A 20,162-nucleotide genomic window follows, 5' to 3' on the forward strand; every position below is an offset into this window, starting at 1 on the left:
GCCGTGTGCATCTGCGGTCTCGGGCAGTCTGCTGCGTTGCAAATCCTCGCAATAGCTGCGGCTATTGCTGCGTTTTGCGCCTTGCAGCCCCTCCCGATCCGCAGCGCACACTTGCCGCTCGATTTGTGCAGAGGATCCCTAAGAGCCTGTTCACAATCTCGCAGGGGTCGCGTTGAAGCGCAATCGGGACGAGTGGGTGCTGCGGATGCGCCGCATGGGCTCATGCTCCTGCAAGCAGCCGGGGCGTTCAGTCGCCCGATTTCGCTCCAACCCTTCGGGCAGCGACTCCTGGGAGATTGTGAACAGGCTCTCACGGCGACCCCGGTGGGCGGTCTGCCGCGTCGATGCCGTCAGGGCAGCTCCGCGCTTCCCATGCGGCCCAGGATCGTCCGCGTGCGCCCCGCCAGATACGCCGACCCCGGCGCCTTCTCGAACCGCTTGGGGGCGGGCAGCATGACGGCCAGGCGGGCAGCCTCGGCCGGGCCGAGTTTGCCGGCGCTCTTGCGGAAGTAGTGCTGCGCTGCGGCCTCGGCGCCAAAGACGCCTTCGCCCCATTCGACGTTGTTCAGGTAGATCTCCAGGATGCGCTCCTTGGAGAGCAGCTGCTCCAGGGCCAGGGTCAGCACGAATTCCTGCCCCTTGCGCAGCAGGGTGCGCTCGCCTGAGAGCAGCAGGTTCTTGGCGAGCTGCTGGGTGATGGTGGAGCCGCCGCGGATCTTGGGGGCGCGCTGGGGCCGGTCGGGGGCGCGCGCCAGGGCCTTGGTGGCCTGCGCTTCGGCCTTGGCGTTGCGTTCCCAGGCCTTCTCGATGGCGTTCCAGTCCACGCCGTCGTGGTTGACGAAACCATCGTCCTCCGAGGCGATCACGGCCCGCTTGAGGTGGTCGGAGATCTCGGCATAGGGCACCCATTGCTGGCGCCAGGGCACATGGCCCGTGCCGGACAGCAGCGTCCAGGCCTCGGAGCGCTGGAAGGTGGTGGACTGCGGGTTGACCACCACCATGGCCGCGATGCGCAGCACAAAGAACAGCTGCAGCGCCACCAGGGCGAGCACCACCAGTCCCAGCCAACGCAGCACGGCTTTCATGGCGGCGTGTCTCCCCTTGTTTGGTTTTGTGTCTGGGCCGGCATGAACCCACTAGAACCGTTCACGCTGAGCCTGCCGAAGCGCGGCGCGGGGCTTCGACAGGCTCAGCCCGAACGGTTTTGCAGCTTCATGCTCGCGCATGGTTCAGGCGCCCTGCCGCATTTCCTGCAGCACCTGGCCCGAGGGCGGGCGCACGCCGCGCCACAGCAGGAAGGCTTCCGCGGCCTGTTCCACCAGCATGCCCAGGCCGTCGCGCGGCACGGCGCCATGCCGGCGGGCCCAGTCCAGAAAGCCCTGGGCCGCGGGGCCGTACATCATGTCGTAGGCCAGGCTGCCGGGCCGCAGAACGTGGGCGGGCACGGGGGCTTCAGCGCCCGCCAAACTGCTGGCCGTGGCGTTGATGATCACATCAAAATCAGCCTCCAGCGCTTGTGGGGAAAGCGCAAGCAGCTCTGCTTTTTGTAGCGCAGCCAGGGCGCTGTGCGATTGCACCAGGGCCTGGGCCTTGGCCAGCGTGCGGTTGGCCACGGTCACATGGACGGCCCCGGCCTGGAGCACCGGCCCCAGCACCCCGGCGGCCGCGCCGCCCGCCCCCACCAGCAGCACCCGCGCGCCTTGCAGGGGCACGCCGGCGTTGCGGGTGATGTCGGCCACCAGGCCCAGGCCGTCGGTGTTGTCGGCCTGGATGCTGCCGTCCGGCTGGAAGCGCAGGGTGTTGGCGGCCCCGGCCAGATGCACGCGCTCGCTGCAGGTGGTGGCCAGGGCCTGCGCCTCGAACTTGAAGGGCACGGTGATGTTGCAGCCGCGGCCGCCCTCGGCCCTGAAGTCGCGCACGGCCTGCGCAAAGCCGTCCAGCGCCACCAGGCGGCGCTCGTAGCGCAGGCGCTGGCCGGTCAGTTCGGCAAAGCGGGCATGGATGGCGGGCGAGCGGCTGTGGGCCACGGGGTTGCCCATCACGCAGTACAGGTCGGTGGCAGAAGGCGAAGAGGTCATGGGAAGGGGTGAGGCCGGCGCCGCCGCGGAACTGGGGGCCCCCTGAGGGAAGGCGCCGCAGGCGACTCAGAGGGGGTTACCGCACACTGGTTTCAAGGGTCTGTTCGCGGGTGAACTTGAAGCGCGCCACCATGGCGATCTGGTCGGCCTTCTTGCGCATGTCCGGGGAAAAGGTGCCAAACGGACCGGCGGCGCGTGCGATGGCCTGGGCGCGGCGGTCCAGCGTGGCGTTGCCGGAACCCTGCACGACTTCGGTGTCCAGCACGCGCCCGTCGTGGTTCACAGTGACGATCATGGTCAGCTCGCCGTAGAGCTTCTTGCCGCCCTGCTCGGGGAAATTCTCCGTGCCCTTGTCTTCCACCTTGTGGCGCAGCGCGTCGTAGTACAGGGCATAGGCCTCTTCACGCGTGGCGGGGCTGATGTAGCGCTTCTTGGGCCGCGAGTTTTCTTCGTTGATGCGCTTTTCAATCTCGGCCAGCAGCTTGACCAGCTGGCGGCGCTTTTCCTGCTCGCTGGCCTGCTCGGCGCTCTGGGCGGCCTGGCGCGGGTCGGGCACCGGCATGGTGGCCAGCTGCTTGCGCAGCTGCGCGAGCAGCTGGGCCTGCTGCTCCTGCATCGCATCCATCTTGCGCTGCGCTTCCTCGAAATCATCGCCGAGGGTCGTGAGCGCCGTGTACGGCAGCGGACTGGTGGCGCGGCCCTTGTCGGCATCGCCGCCGCCGGCCAGATTGGCCTGGGCAATGGCCTGGGCCTTGTCCGGCCGGTCGTTCGACTTGGCGTTGACCAGGATGACCTCCAGCGGCGTGTCCTGGAACACGCGGTTGAAGCCCTCGGGGTCGATGAAGCGCACGGAGATGAGCGCGGCATGCACTGCCACCGAGACGCCCAGCGCCAGTTGCAGCGTGCTGAAGGTGCGGAGGAAGGCAGGAAGTTTCATCGGCCGCGATTATCAGGGGGGATCCGGGGGCTCAGGCGGCGTTGGCAGCGGCCGCGGCGTCGGCAGCCGGCGCTTCGTTCACATCCACCGCAATGGCGATGGGGCCGGCCACGGTGTCGTCGTCCTCGGCATCGTCCACCGGGCCATCGTCGCTGGCGTCCTGCGGGTCGTCCAGGCGCTCGATCACGGTGCCGTGGATGTCCAGCGTGATCTCGTCCACCTCGCCCAGCTTGACCAGGAGGCGCGCGCCGCGCGGCAGGTTCTGCGCGCCCAGCACGGGGAAGACCAGCGGAATGTCATCCGCCCGCACCAGGAAGCTGCCGCCAGGCCCTTCCTTGAAGACGGTGGCGTTCAGCTCGGTGATGCCGTTCTGCTCCACGTACTTCAGCGTCCAGAAGCGCTCCATGCCGGCCTGGTAGCCGTTGTAGGCGCTGTAGGCCGCGTCAAAGCTGCTGATGATGGAGAACAGGTCGGCGTCCTTGGGCTTGAACGGCGCGGCCAGCGCGGCGGTTTTGCCGTGGCGGGCGCAGGCAATGATCTGCCACTGGTTGACCAGGTCGGTGTAGCGGCGCAGGGGCGAGGTGGCCCACGAATAGGCTTTGACGCCGATGCCCGCATGCGGCAGCGCCTTGGTGCCCATGCGCACCTTCACGCCCGGCGCCATGCTGGCCTGGCTGCGGTAGATGCCGGGCACGCCCAGCTCGGCCATCCAGCTGCCCCAGGTGCTGTTGGCCACGATCATGGCCTCGGCCACGATCAAATCGAGCGGCGCACCGCGCTGGCGCACGCTGATCTGCACTTGCTCGTTGCCGGTGGGCTCGGCGCCATCATTGCCGACCAGGCGGAAGTTGTAGTCGGGCCGGTTGAAGTTCTCGGGCTTGCCGCGCACCACCTCGCGGCGGGCCTTGAGGTCCCTGGCGAGGCGGTATAAAAAGGATAGCTGCCCGCGCAGGTCTGACAAGCGCTGCGGGTCGTTTTGGTGCTCAAACGCCGGGTTGGTGAGCCATTCTTCCGTCACCACGCTGTCGAGCTGGTCGTGGCGCAGGTTGGCGGCCACGTGCACGCGCTCGAGCCGGGTCTCGGAGCCCTTGAACTCCAGCGTCGCTTCGTCGATGGTCACGTACAGCGACACGGCCGGGTTGGCGCGGCCTTCGTCCAGCGTGTAGGTCTGCACCACGTCGTCGGGCAGCATGGTGATTTTGTAGCCCGGCATGTACACCGTGGACAGGCGCGCGCGGCCGAGCTGGTCGATGGCACTGCCGGGCTGGATGGCCAGCCCCGGCGCCGCGATGTGGATGCCCAGCACCACGGTGCCGGTGCCCAGGCCCTGCACGGACAGGGCATCGTCGATTTCGGTGGTTTGCGAATCGTCGATGGAATACGCCTGCGCGGGCGACAGCGGCAGCTCGTCCGCAATGGCGGGTGCCGTGAGCGCGGGGAAGCCCGTGCCCTTGGGGAAGTTCTCGAACAAGAACCGCTTCCAGTGGAACTGGTAGGCCGAGTCGATGGCCCCGGCCTTTTGCAGCAGATCGAGTGGCGCGGTGTGCGTGGCGCGGCTGGCCTCGACCACGGCCTTGTACTCGGGCGCGTTCTTGTCGGGCTTGAACAAAATCTTGTAGAGCTGCTCGCGGATGGGCTGCGGGCATTCGCCCCGGCCCAGCTGTGCGGCCCATTCGTCGATTTGCGCGAGGAGGGCCTTTTTCTTCTCGATGGCGGCCAGCGCCTGCTGCAGGATCTCGGCCGACGCCTTCTTGAAGCGGCCCTTGCCCGCGCGGCGGAAGTAGTGCGGCGCGTCGTAGAGGCGCAGCAGCGCACCGGCCTGCTGGGCCAGGGTGGCGTTCTCGGAGAAATAGTCGCGCGCCAGGTCGGCAAAGCCGAACTCGTCCTCGGGCGCGAATTCCCAGGCCAGGTCCAGCTCGATGGTCTCGGCCACGGCCTGGGCCTGGGCGATGAGTTCTGCCGGGGCGGGTTTTTCGAATTTCAGCAGGATATTGGCGGCCTTGACCTTGACCCGCTTGCCGGAATCGAGCTCCACCTGGGCGGAGGTGTCGGCTTCCGACAGGATACGGCCGGCCAGGAACTTGCCGGCTTCTTCAAACAATGCATGCATGGCGCGGATTCTCCCATGGGTAGGCACGCTGGCCGGTGCGCCGCTGGCCAGCACCTATGATCCAGGGCTTTGCCCGAAGCGCCGCAGGAAAGCCCCATGTTGTTTGATGCCATTGCCGCGCCGCTGGCCCTGCTGGCGGTGGCTCTGCCGTTTCTTTTCGCGGTCACGGACGCGCCCATGTCCAATTTCTGGCCGCTGGTGGCCTCATGGACCTGCGTGGCCGTGTTGCTGCTGCTGGGGGCGGCGTCGGTGCACCCGGCGCCGGGGCGCACGCGCCGGGACGCGCGCTGGTGGGCGCTGGTGCTGGCCGGCGGGCTGGGCGGGGCTGCGGTGCTGGCCAGCGGGATCGGGCTGGTCCAGTACGGGGTGGGCGACGTGGGGCTGGGGCCGTGGATCCACGCCTCGGTGCCCGGGCAGGCGGTGGGCAACCTGCGCCAGCGCAACCAGCAGGGCACCCTGCTGAGCCTGGGCGCCTGGGCCTGGCTGTGGTGGACGCTGCATGCCCGGCCGCTGCACGGCCAGGACCTGGGCAGGGCCGGCGGGCCGGCGCGGGGCCTTCCCCGGGCCTGGAGCGTGGCCGCCGCCGTGGCGCTGGCCTGGCTGGCCGTGGGCGCGGCGGCCACGGCGTCGCGCACGGTGGCGCTGCAGTGGGCGCTGCTGCTGGGGCTGGTGGCCCTGTGGCCCGGGGCGGGCAAAAGCGCCGCGCTGCGCTGGGCCGCCGTGGGGCTGGCGCTGTTCCTCCTGGCGGCCTGGACGCTGCCCGAGGCGCTGTGGCGCTGGCAGGGCGTGCGCGCGGATGCGCTGTTCCACCGCTTTGCCGACGGCTCCCGCGCGTGCACGAGCCGCCGGGTGCTGTGGTCCAACATGCTGACCCTCATCGCCCAGAAGCCCTGGCTGGGCTGGGGCTGGGGCGAGCTGGACTACGCGCACTACGTCACCCTGTTTCCCGGCGAGCGGTTCTGCGTGCTGCTGGACAACGCCCACAACCTGCCGCTGCACCTGGCGGTGGAGCTGGGCCTGCCCACGGCGCTGGTGCTGTGCGGTGGCGCGCTGGCCCTGTGCGTGTGGGCGCGGCCCTGGCGCGAAACCCAGCCCGCACGCCAGCTGGCCTGGGGGGCGCTGGCCTTCATCGGGCTGCACAGCCTGCTGGAGTACCCGCTGTGGTACGGGCCGTTCCAGCTGGTGGCGCTGTTTTGTCTGGTGATCCTGGCCTGGCCGCGGCAGGGGGGGCTGCGTGTGCCAGCGGCCGTGCTGGCGGGCGCTGTGCTGATGGTGGCGGGCGCCTGTGCCGTGGCCGCGTGGGACTACCACCGCGTCAGCCAGATCTTCAAGCCCGCCGCACAGCGGGCCGCAGCCTACCGCGAGAACACGCAGGCCAAGGTGTCGCGGTCGCTGCTGTTTTCCAGCACCCTCGACTTTGCCCGGCTGACGACCACCGGCCTGACCCGCGAGAACGCCGCGGAGCTGAACGCCCTGGCCCGGCAACTGCTCCACTATTCGCCCGAGCCGCGTGTCATCGAGCTGCTCATTGAAAGCGCGGTGATGCTGGGCCGGGACGACGAGGCGGCCTTCCACCTGCAGCGCTACCGCATCGCCTACCCCGACGACTACCGCCGCTGGAAGGCAGCGGGCGGGGCGCCGCCCGCGCGGGGGGCTTCCGGCCCTTGATGCGCGGGAAGCCGGCCGGTCGCACGCCCTCGGCCGGGGATCAGCGCGCCAGTTCCAGGAAGGCGGCCACCTGGGGCAGGTAGTCGGCGAAATTCGACAGGGCGTGGTCCCCGCCCGCCTGCACCACCTGCCGGGCCTGCGGGTAGCGGGCCGCCATCTCGCGCCAGTCCAGCACCTCGTCGCCCTGGGCGATAAGCGCCAGCTCCGGGCCCGCGGCGGGCTGGCCCGAGACGTCCAGCGCCCGCAGTTCCTCAATGAACTCGGGCCGGAAGAAGAAGCGCTCGGCGGGATCGTGCCAGGCCGTCTGCTCGCCGATGTAGCGCGCCAGGTCGCGCGCCGGGTGCACGGCCGGATTGATGAGCACGCTGGCGCACCCCTTGCGCTGCGCCACCCAGCTGGCATAAAAGCCGCCCAGCGACGAGCCAACCACCGCCATCGCAGCATCCGGCCACCCGGCAATGCCCTGCGCGACCCTCTCCATGGCCTCCCGCGGCGAGGGCGGCAGCTGCGGGCACCAGAAGGTGACGGCCGGGTGGTGCTGCGCCACGAAGGCCGCCGTCTGCCGGGCCTTGGCCGACTGGGGGGACGAGCGAAAGCCGTGCAGGTACAGAAGGTGGGTGGTGGTCATGGGGCAGGGGAATCACCGCTATGGAAGGGGCTGGGCGGGGCATAAGATGGGGCACGCGCCCTGTATCCCGGGGCTGAGCCTGATCCTCGATCCCCCGCCATGACCGATTTTGCCCCGCTTTCCGCCGCCAAACGCTGGGCCCTGGGATCCACCACCGACAAGCCTCCCGCCTCCGTGGGGCGATTCATATTGCAGCGCCAGCTGGGCCGCAGCGCGCAGGCCAGGGTGTGGCTGGCGCGCGATCCGCGCCTGGAGCGCGACGTGGTCATCAAGCTGCTGCCGCCCCTGCCGCAAGAAGATCCGCTGCTGCTGGCGCAGTGGCTGCGCGAGGCGCGCCATGTGGGGCGGCTGGCACACCCCTTCATCGTGCCGGTCTTCGAGGCCGATGTGCAGGGCCGCCAGCCCTTCCTCGTCTTCGAGTACGTGCCGGGCTGCACGCTGGCCGAGCACCTGGCGCAGCAAGGCCGCTGCGCCCCGCACGACGCCGTGGCTCTGCTGGTGGACGTGCTCGACGGCCTGCAGGCCGCGCATCAGGCGGGCATCGTGCACCGCGACCTCAAGCCCTCCCACATCATGATCGACGCCCAGCGCCATGCCCGGGTGATGGATTTCGGCATGGCCGGGCCGGTGGCTCCGGCGGCGTCTGCCGGCACGCCCGCCTACCAGGCGCCCGAGGCGGCCGCCGGGGCTGTGTCCACGCCTGCCATGGACGTGTATTCCGCCGCGCTGGTGCTGCTGGAGATGCTCACCGGCCAGCCGCCGGCCCCGGCGGGGCGCCAGGAGGCGCCGGGGCCCGCGGCCGATCTGGGGCCGGGCGCGGACGACGGGTTGCGGGCCATCGTGCAGCGGGCGCTGGCGCGCGAGCCCGGCGGCCGGTACGCGTCGGCGGCGGAGTTCCGCGACGCCCTGCGCGCCTGGGCCGCGCCCGCCAGCGCGCCCACGGCCGCCAGCAACGCGACGCTGGATTTTCTGCTGCGCCGCATGCGGCACAAGAGCGACTTTCCGGCGCTGTCGGACTCGGTGGCGCGCATCCAGCGCGTGGCCACGTCTGAAGACGACAGCATCAGCGACCTCACGCACGAAATCCTCAAGGACGTGGCCCTGACCCACAAGCTGCTGCGCCTGGTCAACAGCGTGCACTACGCCCACGCGAGCCGGGGAACCATCAGCACCGTCTCGCGCGCCGTGAGCCTGGTGGGGTTCAACGCCGTGCGGAACATGGCGCTGAGCCTGGTGCTGCTGGACCACATGCAGGACAAGGCGCATGCCAGCCAGATGCGCGAGGAGTTCCTGCGGGCCATGATGGCCGGCTCGGTGGCGGCGGAGCTGTGCGCCACGGCCCAGGCGGCCGAGGAGGCGTTCATCGGCGCCATGTTCCAGAACCTGGGCCGCATGCTGTGCGAGTTCTACTTCCCCGAAGAGGCGCGGCAGGTGCGCGCCTTGCTGGCGTCTGGCCGGGTGCAGGGTGAAGAGTCGGCGGCGCTGCAGGTGCTGGGCCTGGGGTTTGAGGACCTGGGCGTGGGCGTGGCCCGCGTCTGGGGGCTGCCCGAGAGCCTGCAGCGCTGCATGCGCAAGCCGCTGGGCTCGCCCACGCAGCGGCCGCCGGAGCAGGGCGCCGAGCGGCTGCGGTGGGTGGCGCTGGCTGCCAACGAGGTCGCCGGCACGCTGCTGGCGAACGATCCTGCGCGGGTGGCGCCCCTGCTGGGCCAGATCGGCACCCGCTATGCGCGCACCCTGGGCCTGTCCGCCGAGGCGATCGGGGAGGCCACCCTGCGCGCGCGCCACAAGCTGGTGGCCCTGGCCGACGCGCTGGAGCTGCGGGTGGAGCCCGGGTCGGCGGCGGCCCGGCTGCTGCAGCTCCCGGCGGCGGCGCAGGACGGGGCGCTGGCGCCGGACGACGGGCTCGAACCCCTGGAGCTGCGCGCCAGCACCGCCCCGGCGCTGCCCACGGTGCTGCAGCCGCAGGCCGGTGGCGCCGTGTCGCTGGCGCAGGTCCACGACGTGCTGACCGCCGGCATCCAGGATGTGACCAACGCCATGGTCGAGACCTTTCAGCTCAACGACGTGCTGCGCATGATCCTGGAAACCATGTTCCGCGCCCTGGGCGTGCGGCGCATGGTGTTCTGCCTGCGCGAAACCCGCAGCGAGACGCTGACCGGGCGCTTCGGCCTGGGCGAAGGCAGCGAAGCCGCGGTGCGGGCCATGAAGATTCCCCTGCGGGCCGCGGGCGACCTGTTCGCCACCGTGTGCCTGCGCGGCGCGGATACGCTGATCAACGACGCGGCCGACCCGCGCATGCAAGCCCGTTTGCCGCCGTGGTACCGCGCGGGGCTCAACGCGCCGTCGTTCCTGCTGCTGCCGCTGCAGATCAAGGGGCAGACCTTCGCGCTGATCTACGCCGACCAGGCCGTGCCCGGGGGCATCGTGGTCGATGACAGGGCCCTGGGCCTGCTGCGGACCTTGCGCAACCAGGCCGTGATGGCCTTTCGCCAGGCCGGCTGAGGCCGGCCGGGCGGGGGCTGTGCGGTGCGCGCCCCCGATAATTGCGCCATGGCCGTCGTTTTTGATAAACCCACGCTCGCCCAGCGTTTTGTCCCGCTGTTCCGCGGGTTCGATCTTCCCCTCATCCTGGTCGTGCTGCTGTTGGCCTGCGCCGGGCTGCTGGCCATGTATTCCTCCGGCTACGACCACGGCACGCGCTTTGTGGACCACGGGCGCAACATGCTCATTGCCGCGGCCATCCTGTTCATGGTGGCCCAGGTGCCGCCCCAGAAGCTGATGGCGCTGGCCGTGCCGCTGTATGCGGCGGGCGTGGCCTTGCTGGTGGCGGTGGCGCTGTTTGGCATCACCAAGAAAGGGGCGCAGCGCTGGATCAATGTCGGGGTGGTGATCCAGCCCAGCGAGATTCTCAAGATCGCCATGCCGCTGATGCTGGCCTGGTGGTTCCAGAAGCGCGAAGGCACGCTGCGCCCGCTGGACTTTGCTGCCGCCGGCCTGCTGCTGGCCATGCCCGTCGGGCTCATCATGAAGCAGCCGGACCTGGGCACCTCGCTGCTGGTGCTGGCGGCGGGGCTGTCGGTCATCTTCTTTGCCGGCCTGTCCTGGAAACTGGTGCTCCCGCCCGTGCTCATCGGCGGAGCCGGGGCCCTGGCGCTGGTGCTGCTGGGCGACCAGCTGTGCGCCGACGGCGTGCGCTGGGTGGTGCTGCACGACTACCAGCAGCAGCGCATCTGCACGCTGCTGGACCCCACGCGCGACCCGCTGGGCAAGGGCTTTCACATCATCCAGGGCATGATCGCCATCGGCTCGGGCGGCCTGTGGGGCAAGGGTTTCATGGCCGGCACCCAGACGCACCTGGAGTTCATTCCCGAGCGCACCACGGACTTCATCTTCGCCGCGTTCTCCGAGGAGTTCGGCCTGGCGGGCAACCTGTTCCTGATCGTGTGCTTCCTGCTGCTGGTCTGGCGCGGGCTGGCCATTGCGGCGGGCGCCACCACGCTGTTCAGCCGGCTCATGGCCGGCGCCGTATCGATGATCTTTTTCACCTACGCCTTTGTGAACATGGGCATGGTCAGCGGCATCCTGCCCGTGGTGGGCGTGCCCCTGCCATTCATCAGCTATGGCGGCACGGCCATGGTGACGCTGGGCCTGGCCCTGGGCATCCTGATGTCGGTGGCCCGCGCGCAGAAGCAGGAGCCGCAGGAGGCGCCGCCCGCGCTGTAAAGCGCTTGGCCCCGTGGAACCGTGCGCGCAGGCGGCACAGGGCATAGGGGTATCGCCTGCGCGGGCCGGGGGCACAGGCCCCGCCTCTAAAATGCCCGCATGACTTCCCGCTCCCCCCTTGCCGCGCCGCAGCGCGCAGCCACCAGCCAGCGCATCGACATTGCCCGTGAACTCCTGCTGACGCCTTTCGGGCTCGACGAGAGCCACCTGGCCCGGGCGCTGGCCGAGATTCGCGCCCACCGGGTGGACGACGCCGACCTGTACTTCCAGTACACGCGCAGCGAGGGCTGGAGCCTGGAAGAGGGCATCGTGAAGACGGGCTCCTTCAGCATCGACCAGGGCGTGGGCGTGCGCGCGGTGAGCGGCGAGAAGACGGCCTTCGCCTATTCCGACGACATCTCCGAGGCCTCGCTGCTGGATGCCGCCCGCACGGTGCGGTCAATTTCGGCTGCAGCCCAGGGTGGTAAAGCGCGAGTAGCTCCTAAAAAGATAGCTGCAGCGCGCAGCCTCTACCCCGGTCTGGACCCTATCGCCTCGCTGGACAGCACCGCCAAGGTGGCGCTGCTGGAAAAGCTGGAGCGTCGGGCCCGCGCCAAGGACCCGCGCGTCGTCCAGGTGATGGCGGGCCTGGCCAGCGAATACGACGTGGTGCTGGTGGCGCGGGCGGACGGCACGCTGGCCGCCGACGTGCGTCCGCTGGTGCGCCTGTCGGTGACGGTGATCGCCGAACAGAATGGCCGGCGCGAGATGGGCTCGGCCGGCGGTGGCGGCCGCTTCGGCCTGGCGTATTTTGATGACGAGCAGATGGGCCGCTACGTGGACGAGGCGGTGAACGCTGCCCTGGTGAACCTGGAGTCGCGCCCCGCCCCTGCGGGAGAGATGACCGTGGTGCTGGGCTCGGGCTGGCCCGGCATCCTGCTGCACGAAGCCGTGGGCCATGGGCTGGAGGGCGACTTCAACCGCAAGGGCTCCAGTGCCTTCAGCGGCATGATCGGCCAGCGCGTGGCGGCTAAGGGCGTCACGGTGCTGGACGATGGCACCATCGCCGACCGCCGGGGCTCGCTCAATGTGGACGACGAAGGCCATGCAAGCCAGCGCAACGTACTGATCGAGGACGGCATCCTCAAGGGCTATATCCAGGACGCGCTGAACGCGCGCCTGATGGGCGTGGCGCCCACCGGCAACGGCCGGCGCGAAAGCTATGCCCACATCCCCATGCCGCGCATGACCAACACCTACATGCTGGGCGGCGACAAGGACCCGCAGGAAATCATCGCCAGCATCCAGAAGGGCCTGTACGCCAGCAACTTCGGCGGCGGGCAGGTGGACATCACCTCCGGCAAATTCGTGTTCTCCGCCAGCGAAGCCTACTGGGTGGAAAACGGCAAAATCCAATACCCCGTCAAGGGCGCCACCATCGTCGGCAGCGGCCCCGAGTCGCTCAAGAAGGTGACGATGATCGGCAACGACATGCGCCTGGACAGTGGCGTGGGCACCTGCGGCAAGGAGGGCCAGAGCGTGCCCGTTGGCGTGGGCCAGCCCACTTTGCGCATCGAGGGGCTGACGGTGGGGGGCACGGCTTGAGCGGGGTGCTCTGCCCGCAGGGAGCCGCGCGCGATGCCACGCAGCCGGTCTGCGTGGCACCGGCCGGCTTCCGGGTGGATTAGGTGGCCGCCGAATGCAGCGCCCTGACCTGGCTGGCAGTCGACAAATGAAACCAAGCGGGAGTTCCAAAAGCGCTCGTCGTGGAGGGGCGTCCTTTTGCCTGGCCTTTCTGGTGGCCGGTGGCGCGGCGCATGCACAGGCGTGCTACCCGGCTCCCGCCGGTGGAAAAAACGTGCCGGTACGCAGCCTGTATGTCATCGCGGGACAGTCAAATGCCGTGGGGCTTGCCACTGTCAAGGATTTTGTGTCCGGGAAATTCGATCAGGTCCGCAGTGGCGTAGCGTACCAAAATGTGAAGATTTACGGCGTACGCGGCGCGCCCATCGGCGTTGCGGGCAATGACGATGAGAGAAAATCAGCGCGTGTCCGCTGGAGCGAGTACGCGCAATGGCATGTCGCCCAGGCCGGATTTGGATACAAGAATTTTTCGGAAAATGCACGTTACTTCCCCTTCGGAGTGAGCGCGGGAGATTTTTTTGGCCCCGAGCTTTCGCTGGCATCCATGCTGAACAATAAGCCTCCGCAGGATAGCTATATTGCCAAGCTGGCGGTGTCGAACACGTCGCTGCACTTTGACCCGGCCGCAGACAGCTGGAGTCCTTCGGGGCGGCTTTACGCTGAGTTGCTGAGATTGATTGCCGAGGCTCACAATTCGAAAAGAAAGAGTGTGCGTCTGAATGTCGCCGGGATATTTTTCATGCAGGGAGAAACAGATGCCCTGCATGAGGCGTGGGCGAAGGAATACAAGAGCAATATTCAAGAGTTTGTGAGGAAAATCCGGGGGGATCTTTATCGCATGGGGTGTACTGAAGATCCCGATGTGCCGCTGGTTGTCGGCAGGATCCAGGACAACAAATTGTGGACGCATCGGAAATACGTTCGCTCTGCGCAAAATGAATTGGCCCGATCTTTCAGCAAGGTTGAGGTCATTGACACGGATGAGTTTTCGGATCACCTGGTCGTTGGCGGGGTGCACTTCGATGAATATGCGCAATTTACCCTTGGAAAGAAGGTGTTCCAAGCCTTCGAAAGGCTGGGCGCGCAAAAGAGCAGAGATTCTGGCCCTCGAGCGAATAGGGAGACGGATGCCCAGCGGGCCGCGATGATCGATGGCATCTGGGAATTTCATTGCTGCGATGCAGAAGCCGGGCGGCGCTGGCTCACTCAGGGTGCACTCCCCGTGACTTATCGATACGATGGCGTTTGCAAGAGTGCTTCGTGCGCGGTCATTTGGTAGGTCTTGCTGGTGTGCTGGCAAGTGCACCCGGATGAATTTGAATAAGGCGTAAGCTGTGAATATATTGGGGATTTCTTCGTATTACCACGATAGCGCTGCTGCGCTGCTGCGTTCGGGTGAGATCATCGCAGCCGCGCAGGAAGAGCGATTCACGAGAAAGAAGCACGATGCGGGGTTTCCCAGCAATGCGGTCCAATATTGCCTTCAGGAAGCAGGGGTTGATGTACGGTCCCTGGATTCGATTGTCTTCTATGACAAGCCTATTTTGAAATTCGAGCGGCTGCTGGATACCTATCTCAGCTATGCGCCGCGGGGATTCAAGTCGTTCGTCACCGCATTGCCGGTGTGGCTCAAGGAAAAGCTCTATCTGAAGCGGACGCTCCAGAAGGAGCTTGCGGCCCTGCTGGAGTGTCAGGAGGCCGATCTGCCTCCCATTCTTTTCTGCGAGCACCATGAGTCCCATGCTGCATCGGCTTTCTACCCCAGCCCGTACGAGAACGCAGCAGTGTTGTGCCTGGATGGCGTGGGGGAATGGGCAACCACCTCGGCATGGATGGGGCAAGGGGCGGAGCTGAAGCCGTTGTGGCAACTGGATTTTCCGCACTCTCTGGGGTTGCTTTATTCTGCTTTTACGTATTACCTAGGGTTCAAGGTGAATTCTGGGGAATACAAGCTGATGGGGCTGGCGCCATACGGCAAGCCGGTTCATGCTCAACTGATACGAGAAAATCTTCTGGATCTCAAAGACGATGGTTCATTTCGCCTGAATCTGGATTATTTTGACTATTGCACCGGTCTGCAAATGACAAATCAGAAGTTTGCTGATTTGTTCGGCGCGCCTCCCCGCGGCCCGGAAAGCGTGCCCACGCAACGGGATATGGACCTGGCTGCCTCTATCCAGGTGGTCACGGAGGAGGTGGTCCTCAAGCTGGCCCGGCAACTCAGAAAAGAGACAGGCGCGGACTACCTCTGCATGGCGGGTGGTGTGGCGCTCAATTGCGTCGCCAACGGTCGTTTGTTGCGAGAAGGGATTTTCAAGGACATCTGGATCCAGCCCGCGGCGGGGGATGCGGGGGGGGCGTTGGGCGCTGCCTATGCCGCGTACCACACCTATCACAAGAAGGAACGGGCTTACGTGCCCGGGGGCGACCGCATGCAGGGATCGCTGCTGGGCCCGCGCTACACCGAGCAGGACGTCGTCTCAACCCTTGACAAGCTGGGGGCCCGCTACTCGGTGATGGAGATGGACGAGCTGTATGACGTCGTCGCGGGCCTGCTGGCGGAGGAAAATGTCGTGGGCTGGTTCCAGAACCGGATGGAGTTTGGCCCTCGCGCCCTGGGGGCGCGGTCCATCCTTGCGGACCCCCGCTCCAGTGCCATGCAGTCGCAGTTGAACTTGAAAATCAAGTTTCGCGAGTCTTTCAGGCCTTTTGCCCCAGCGGTCAAAGAGGAGGCGGTCGGGCAGTATTTCCACTTGGACAGACCGAGCCCCTATATGCTTCTGGTGGCACAGGTCCACGATACCATCCGGCACGAGCCGAACGAGCAGTTGCAGGGGCTGGAGCAGCTTTACCAGACCCGCTCGAGCATTCCCGCGGTGACCCACGTTGACTACTCTGCACGGGTGCAAACCGTGAACGAGCAAAGCAATCCGGAGTTTTATCGGTTGTTGAGCGCTTTTGAGCGAAAGACGGGGTGTCCTGTCTTGGTCAACACCTCCTTCAATGTGCGCGGAGAGCCCATCGTGGGGTCTCCAGAGGACGCTTTCCGTTGTTTCATGGGTACGGACATGGACTATCTGGTGCTCGGAAATGTCCTCCTGAAAAAGGCGGAGCAGGCAGATCTGAAAATTGCCCCCCGCACAGGGGCGTTGGCCCTGGACTGACGAAATGGTGAAGATGGCAAATAAAGATGTCGTTGAGAGGGCGGAGCTGCGCAAGTTCGGCTATGTCATGGCCGGATTTTTCGGCCTGGTGGTCGGTGCGCTTCTGCCGTGGTGGTGGTCGCTCAAGTGGGCCTATTGGCCATGGCTTGTGGCAGCATTTTTTTTGGTCCTTGCCGTTCTCTGGCCTTCTGCACTGGGCGGCGTGCACCGGTATTGGATGCGCTTTGCGCGGTTTCTGGAATGGATCAATACACGGATTGTCCTGGGGGTAGTGTTTTTCCTGGTGTTTACCCCCCTGGGTTTTGTGATGCGGTTGTTGGGCCGGGATACCCTCAAAAAGTCGTGGGACCGCGGGGCGAGCACCTACCGGACGGACCGGCAATCAAGAAAAGAAAATCATATGGAAAGGCAATTCTGATGTTGGAACTTGTGAAGGAGCTTTTCCTTTTTTTCCGCGAGCACAAGAGGTACGTCTTGATTCCCATCTTGCTCGTCCTGCTGTTGCTGGGGACCTTGATTGTCTTTGGCCATGGCTCGGTTTTTGCGCCGTTTATCTACACTTTGTTCTGATCGAATGAAAAAGATTGCTTACATACTGCTGCCCTCGCTGGTTTTGTGCGGACTGGTGGCGGCGGGGTATGGGGTAGGCCGTTATGTGGCGGGTGAGCGATTCAGAAACGTCGTCATGTGGGTGGAAAAGGGCGAGAACCTTGCGAGCGTCTTGGCCGTCACGCCGTTGAATGATGAGCAGCGCAAAAACTACGCAAAAGCGTACACGGCCGCTTCTGTCGACGCGGGTGCCATCAGTTGGTCGGTTCCGAACCAACCCACCCCCTTTGTCGGAACGGCGCCTTCGCCGGGGCACCATCTCAACGCTTACATCAACTCCTGGCAAATGCGAAACAAGCAGGAGTTGCAAATGCCAAAACAGAAAGGCGTTTACCGCATCTTTTTGACGGGTGGCTCCACGGCGTATGGCTCGGGCGCGCCCAGCCAGGAGTCGACGATCGGCAGCTTGTTGGAAAAACGGCTGAATGATGAGCTTTCCCAGAAAAGAAACCTGCATTACGAAGTCTTCACGTTTGCGAATCCTGCCTGGGCTTCCACGCAAGAGCGGATTGCTATTGAGAACTATCTTTCGGAGTTGCAACCAGATCTGATTTTGTCTCTCTCGGGGAACAACGATGTTTTCTGGGGGGATGCGGGCCGCAATGTGCTATGGTTCAGCGCCTTTGCCGATGACTACTACCGGACATTGGCCAACGAGGGCCTGCGGATGGCCGGCCGCAAGGAGTTGGCGGATCTGCCGCAGGCGAAGCCTGTTGAGGGGCCGGTGCCGTCGGATATGGTTGCGTATCGATTGGAAAAGAATACGCGGTTGGGCGCGCACGCGTTGAAAGACAAGGGCGTGCCATGGGTTTTCTTCCTGCAGCCAACGCTTTCCGTGACAAAAAAGCCTCTTACGCCGAGGGAGCGGGACTTCTTGTCCAAATCCAAGGCGTACTATGAAGAGTGCTATCAAGCCATCGTTAAAAGACTTTCCTTGGTGGATGCCCGCAATTTCAAGTTTGTGAATTTGGCGGGAGTTTTTGATCAGTACGGTTCTGCGGAAGACATGTTCCTGGATCAATTTCATTTCGGGGACAAGGGTAATGCTGTGATTGCCGGTGCGATGTTCACGGCGCTCCTTCCCCGGCTGAGCAGCACCCCGCAGGCCGATTGAGGGAACCAGGAGGGCGCGGGCACCCCGCCTCCTCGAGGGGGTGGCCGGCGGAGGTTTTCAACGGCAGCACATTCCCGCGCAAAATGGCGCCATGCCCGCCACGCGCCCCAGTAGCCAGCTGCTGACGATTCAGTCGTTCGGCGACATCAGCCGCTTCCTGCGCGAAGGGGTGGCCGATGAAGAATCGCGGCAGTTGCGCGACAGCCTGGGGGCGCTGTCGGTGCATATCGACGAGGCAGTGCGCGCACGCCGCACCAGCCAGGACACGCAGACCATCACACGCCGCGTTGCGGCTTTGTCGCAGTGTGCCCGGGAGCACCAGCTGTTCCTGACCGGTCTGGGTTCTGCGTGGCATGCGCTCTACGAGTTTGGTGCCTACCAGCGGGCGCTGCGCGAACTGCGCCAGGCCATTGCAAGCTGGCAGCAGATGCTGGAGCACCGCAGCGCCAAGGAACGCGCGAGCTTTGACCAGTTCGAGCTGCTGGCTTGGCGCACCCTGGGCGAGGCTTTGCTGTTGGTCGACATGTACGAGCACCAGAGCAATCCCCAGAGCGATCTGCCGCAAGGTGCCGAGCCGGCGGCGCAGCCGCGGTCGGCGCTGCAGCGCGTGCGCGCGTGGTGGAAGCGCTGGCGCCGCAGCTGACCACGCGCGTGCCGCGCGGGGAGGGCCGTGTCGCGCAATCGCAACATGCCGGACTTGCTGCAGTGCGGTACTCCTGTGCTACATTGGCTGCCATGCAAGTTCGCAGCGCGTTTTACTTTTGGTTTTTTATCTCGGTCCCCGGCGGATGAGAGGAAAACGCGCAAGCCAACACAAGCTCCCCTTACCAACCGCCGACGCTGCAAAGCCCGGCGGTTTTTGTTTTTCTGGCCCCCTCATTCCGTTTTTCTTTTTCATCGTTCCACCCACCTCCAACACAACTCCAAGAGGAAGCAACACCATGACCGCAGCCACCACCCCCCCCAGCGATGCCTGGTACCGCAGCGTCGAGAAAACCAGCCAGACCGACGACGAACGTATCCAGGACATCACCGTGTTGCCTCCTCCAGAACATTTGATCCGCTTTTTCCCGATCCGCGGCACGGCGGTCGAGGCGCTGATCACGCAGACCCGCAAGAACATCCACAACATCATGGCGGGCAAGGACGACCGGCTGCTGGTCGTCATCGGGCCTTGCTCCATTCACGACCCCGCAGCGGCGCTGGAATATGCACGTCGCCTGAAGGCGGCGCGTGAGCAATACAAGGACACGCTGGAGATCGTGATGCGCGTGTACTTCGAAAAGCCACGCACCACGGTCGGCTGGAAGGGCCTCATCAATGACCCCTACCTGGACGAAAGCTACCGCATTGACGAGGGGCTGCGCATTGCCCGCCAGCTGCTCATCGAGATCAACCGCCTGGGCATGCCGGCCGGCAGCGAGTTCCTGGACGTGATTTCTCCCCAGTACATCGGCGATCTGATCAGCTGGGGCGCCATTGGCGCGCGCACCACCGAAAGCCAGGTGCACCGCGAGCTCGCCTCCGGCATCTCGGCACCCATCGGGTTCAAGAACGGCACGGACGGCAACATCCGCATTGCCACCGACGCGATCCAGTCGGCCAGCCGCGGCCACCATTTCCTGTCGGTGCACAAGAACGGCCAGGTGGCCATCGTCAACACCAAGGGCAACAAGGACTGCCACGTGATCCTGCGCGGCGGCAAGGCGCCCAACTACGATGCGGCCAGCGTGGCTGCCGCGTGCAAGGACCTGGAAGCCGCCAAGCTGCCCGCGACGCTGATGGTGGACTGCAGCCATGCCAACAGCAGCAAGCAGCACGAGAAGCAGCTGGACGTGGCACGCGACATTGCCGCCCAGATTGCGGGCGGCTCGCGCAGCGTGTTCGGGCTCATGATCGAAAGCCACCTCACGGCGGGAGCGCAAAAGTTCACGCCCGGCAAGGACCAGCCCGCAGCGCTGGAGTATGGCAAGAGCATCACCGACGCCTGCTTGGGCTGGGATGCTTCCCTCGCCGCGCTGGCAGAACTGTCGCAGGCTGTGGTGGCCCGGCGCGCGCGCTGACCGCACCGCAGCACGCTGGCCGCCCGCGCGGCCGGCGTTGCCCTAAACTCCAGGCCACACACCGCCTGCTGTCCGGTCATGGCGCGGGCACGGCATCGAAGAAAGGAAAAACACCATGCACAGCGAAGTGTCGGTCCAACTGGCTGCGAACCAGGAATTCCGTTTCGACCTGGAAGGCGCCGAGCCCATGGGCCACGAGGCTGGCAGGCGCTGGCTGGATGAGCAATTCACCGCGCTTGACTGCGAGCCGCTGCGCGCCAGCGGCAAGGTGCTGCTGGCCGACAAGGTGCTGACCGTCGCCCGCGCCGCGGGCCCCCAGTTGCTGGCCGATCCGGCCTGGTCCCGCGACTTTGCGCGTGCCGCCAGCGCCGCGCTGGCCAAGCCCGTGGTGCGCGTGGACGTGCCCGGGATGGCCGTGACGTTCTAAGTTCTTTTCAAGCCAAAA

General features: G+C 66.0%; 17 protein-coding genes. 12 read left to right on the plus strand and 5 right to left on the minus strand.

Translation table 11 applies throughout. The features are described 5' to 3' along the window. Positions 1–350 precede the first annotated feature (350 nt). The 4 genes from mtgA to LWW96_RS19685 all read right to left on the minus strand — a co-directional run bounded on the left by mtgA (position 351) and on the right by LWW96_RS19685 (position 5,125). On the minus strand, positions 351–1,085 hold the full coding sequence (mtgA, locus tag LWW96_RS19670) for a monofunctional biosynthetic peptidoglycan transglycosylase (RefSeq protein WP_291489554.1): 735 nt from the start codon (positions 1,083–1,085) through the stop codon (positions 351–353). A 144-nt stretch (positions 1,086–1,229) separates the two neighbouring features. After that, on the minus strand, positions 1,230–2,078 hold the full coding sequence (gene aroE, locus LWW96_RS19675) for a shikimate dehydrogenase (RefSeq protein WP_291489555.1): 849 nt from the start codon (positions 2,076–2,078) through the stop codon (positions 1,230–1,232). A gap of 76 nt (positions 2,079–2,154) precedes the next feature. Then, positions 2,155–3,015, minus strand: coding sequence for a TonB family protein (locus LWW96_RS19680; RefSeq protein WP_291489556.1), 861 nt, complete (start codon positions 3,013–3,015; stop codon positions 2,155–2,157). Positions 3,016–3,046: 31 nt separating this feature from the next. Then, positions 3,047–5,125: an RNB domain-containing ribonuclease gene (locus LWW96_RS19685; protein ID WP_291489557.1), complete on the minus strand. Its 2,079-nt coding sequence runs from the start codon at positions 5,123–5,125 to the stop codon at positions 3,047–3,049. 96 nt (positions 5,126–5,221) lie between these two features. Between LWW96_RS19685 and LWW96_RS19690 the strand changes: the two genes are divergently transcribed. Then, entirely contained in the window at positions 5,222–6,793 is a 1,572-nt protein-coding gene (locus tag LWW96_RS19690; RefSeq protein WP_291489558.1) for a Wzy polymerase domain-containing protein, read from the plus strand. A 40-nt stretch (positions 6,794–6,833) separates the two neighbouring features. Here the strand turns inward: LWW96_RS19690 and LWW96_RS19695 are convergent, their stop codons facing one another. Next, positions 6,834–7,421: a YqiA/YcfP family alpha/beta fold hydrolase gene (locus LWW96_RS19695; RefSeq protein WP_291489559.1), complete on the minus strand. Its 588-nt coding sequence runs from the start codon at positions 7,419–7,421 to the stop codon at positions 6,834–6,836. A gap of 99 nt (positions 7,422–7,520) precedes the next feature. Here LWW96_RS19695 and LWW96_RS19700 point away from each other — a divergent pair, with 99 nt between their 5' ends. From LWW96_RS19700 to LWW96_RS19750, 11 genes are all read left to right on the plus strand, one after another. Continuing rightward, positions 7,521–9,923, plus strand: a complete 2,403-nt coding sequence (locus LWW96_RS19700; RefSeq protein ID WP_291489560.1) for a serine/threonine protein kinase — start codon at positions 7,521–7,523, stop codon at positions 9,921–9,923. 48 nt (positions 9,924–9,971) lie between these two features. Further along, on the plus strand, positions 9,972–11,144 hold the full coding sequence (gene rodA / locus LWW96_RS19705; RefSeq protein WP_291489561.1) for a rod shape-determining protein RodA: 1,173 nt from the start codon (positions 9,972–9,974) through the stop codon (positions 11,142–11,144). A gap of 99 nt (positions 11,145–11,243) precedes the next feature. Further along, complete coding sequence (gene tldD, locus LWW96_RS19710) at positions 11,244–12,728, plus strand: metalloprotease TldD (RefSeq protein ID WP_291489562.1); 1,485 nt, start codon at positions 11,244–11,246, stop codon at positions 12,726–12,728. 94 nt (positions 12,729–12,822) lie between these two features. After that, positions 12,823–14,046: a sialate O-acetylesterase gene (locus LWW96_RS19715; RefSeq protein WP_291489563.1), complete on the plus strand. Its 1,224-nt coding sequence runs from the start codon at positions 12,823–12,825 to the stop codon at positions 14,044–14,046. A 55-nt stretch (positions 14,047–14,101) separates the two neighbouring features. Beyond that, positions 14,102–15,931: a carbamoyltransferase gene (locus tag LWW96_RS19720; protein WP_291489564.1), complete on the plus strand. Its 1,830-nt coding sequence runs from the start codon at positions 14,102–14,104 to the stop codon at positions 15,929–15,931. A 4-nt stretch (positions 15,932–15,935) separates the two neighbouring features. Continuing rightward, positions 15,936–16,349: an SxtJ family membrane protein gene (locus tag LWW96_RS19725; RefSeq protein WP_291489565.1), complete on the plus strand. Its 414-nt coding sequence runs from the start codon at positions 15,936–15,938 to the stop codon at positions 16,347–16,349. After that, positions 16,349–16,501, plus strand: coding sequence for a DUF5989 family protein (locus LWW96_RS19730; protein WP_291489566.1), 153 nt, complete (start codon positions 16,349–16,351; stop codon positions 16,499–16,501). Before LWW96_RS19725 ends, LWW96_RS19730 begins: the two co-directional genes overlap by 1 nt. A gap of 4 nt (positions 16,502–16,505) precedes the next feature. Next, a complete protein-coding gene (locus tag LWW96_RS19735) occupies positions 16,506–17,654 on the plus strand; it encodes an SGNH/GDSL hydrolase family protein (protein ID WP_291489567.1) in 1,149 nt (382 codons plus the stop codon). Between the two features lie 91 nt (positions 17,655–17,745). Beyond that, a complete protein-coding gene (locus LWW96_RS19740; RefSeq protein WP_291489568.1) occupies positions 17,746–18,297 on the plus strand; it encodes a hypothetical protein in 552 nt (183 codons plus the stop codon). A gap of 298 nt (positions 18,298–18,595) precedes the next feature. Beyond that, complete coding sequence (locus tag LWW96_RS19745; protein WP_291489569.1) at positions 18,596–19,717, plus strand: 3-deoxy-7-phosphoheptulonate synthase; 1,122 nt, start codon at positions 18,596–18,598, stop codon at positions 19,715–19,717. A gap of 115 nt (positions 19,718–19,832) precedes the next feature. Beyond that, positions 19,833–20,144: a hypothetical protein gene (locus LWW96_RS19750; protein WP_291489570.1), complete on the plus strand. Its 312-nt coding sequence runs from the start codon at positions 19,833–19,835 to the stop codon at positions 20,142–20,144. Positions 20,145–20,162: the final 18 nt, after the last annotated feature.

Origin of the sequence: Acidovorax sp. (assembly GCF_021287135.1) — a bacterium.
In the GTDB taxonomy this organism is placed as follows: domain Bacteria; phylum Pseudomonadota; class Gammaproteobacteria; order Burkholderiales; family Burkholderiaceae_C; genus Acidovorax.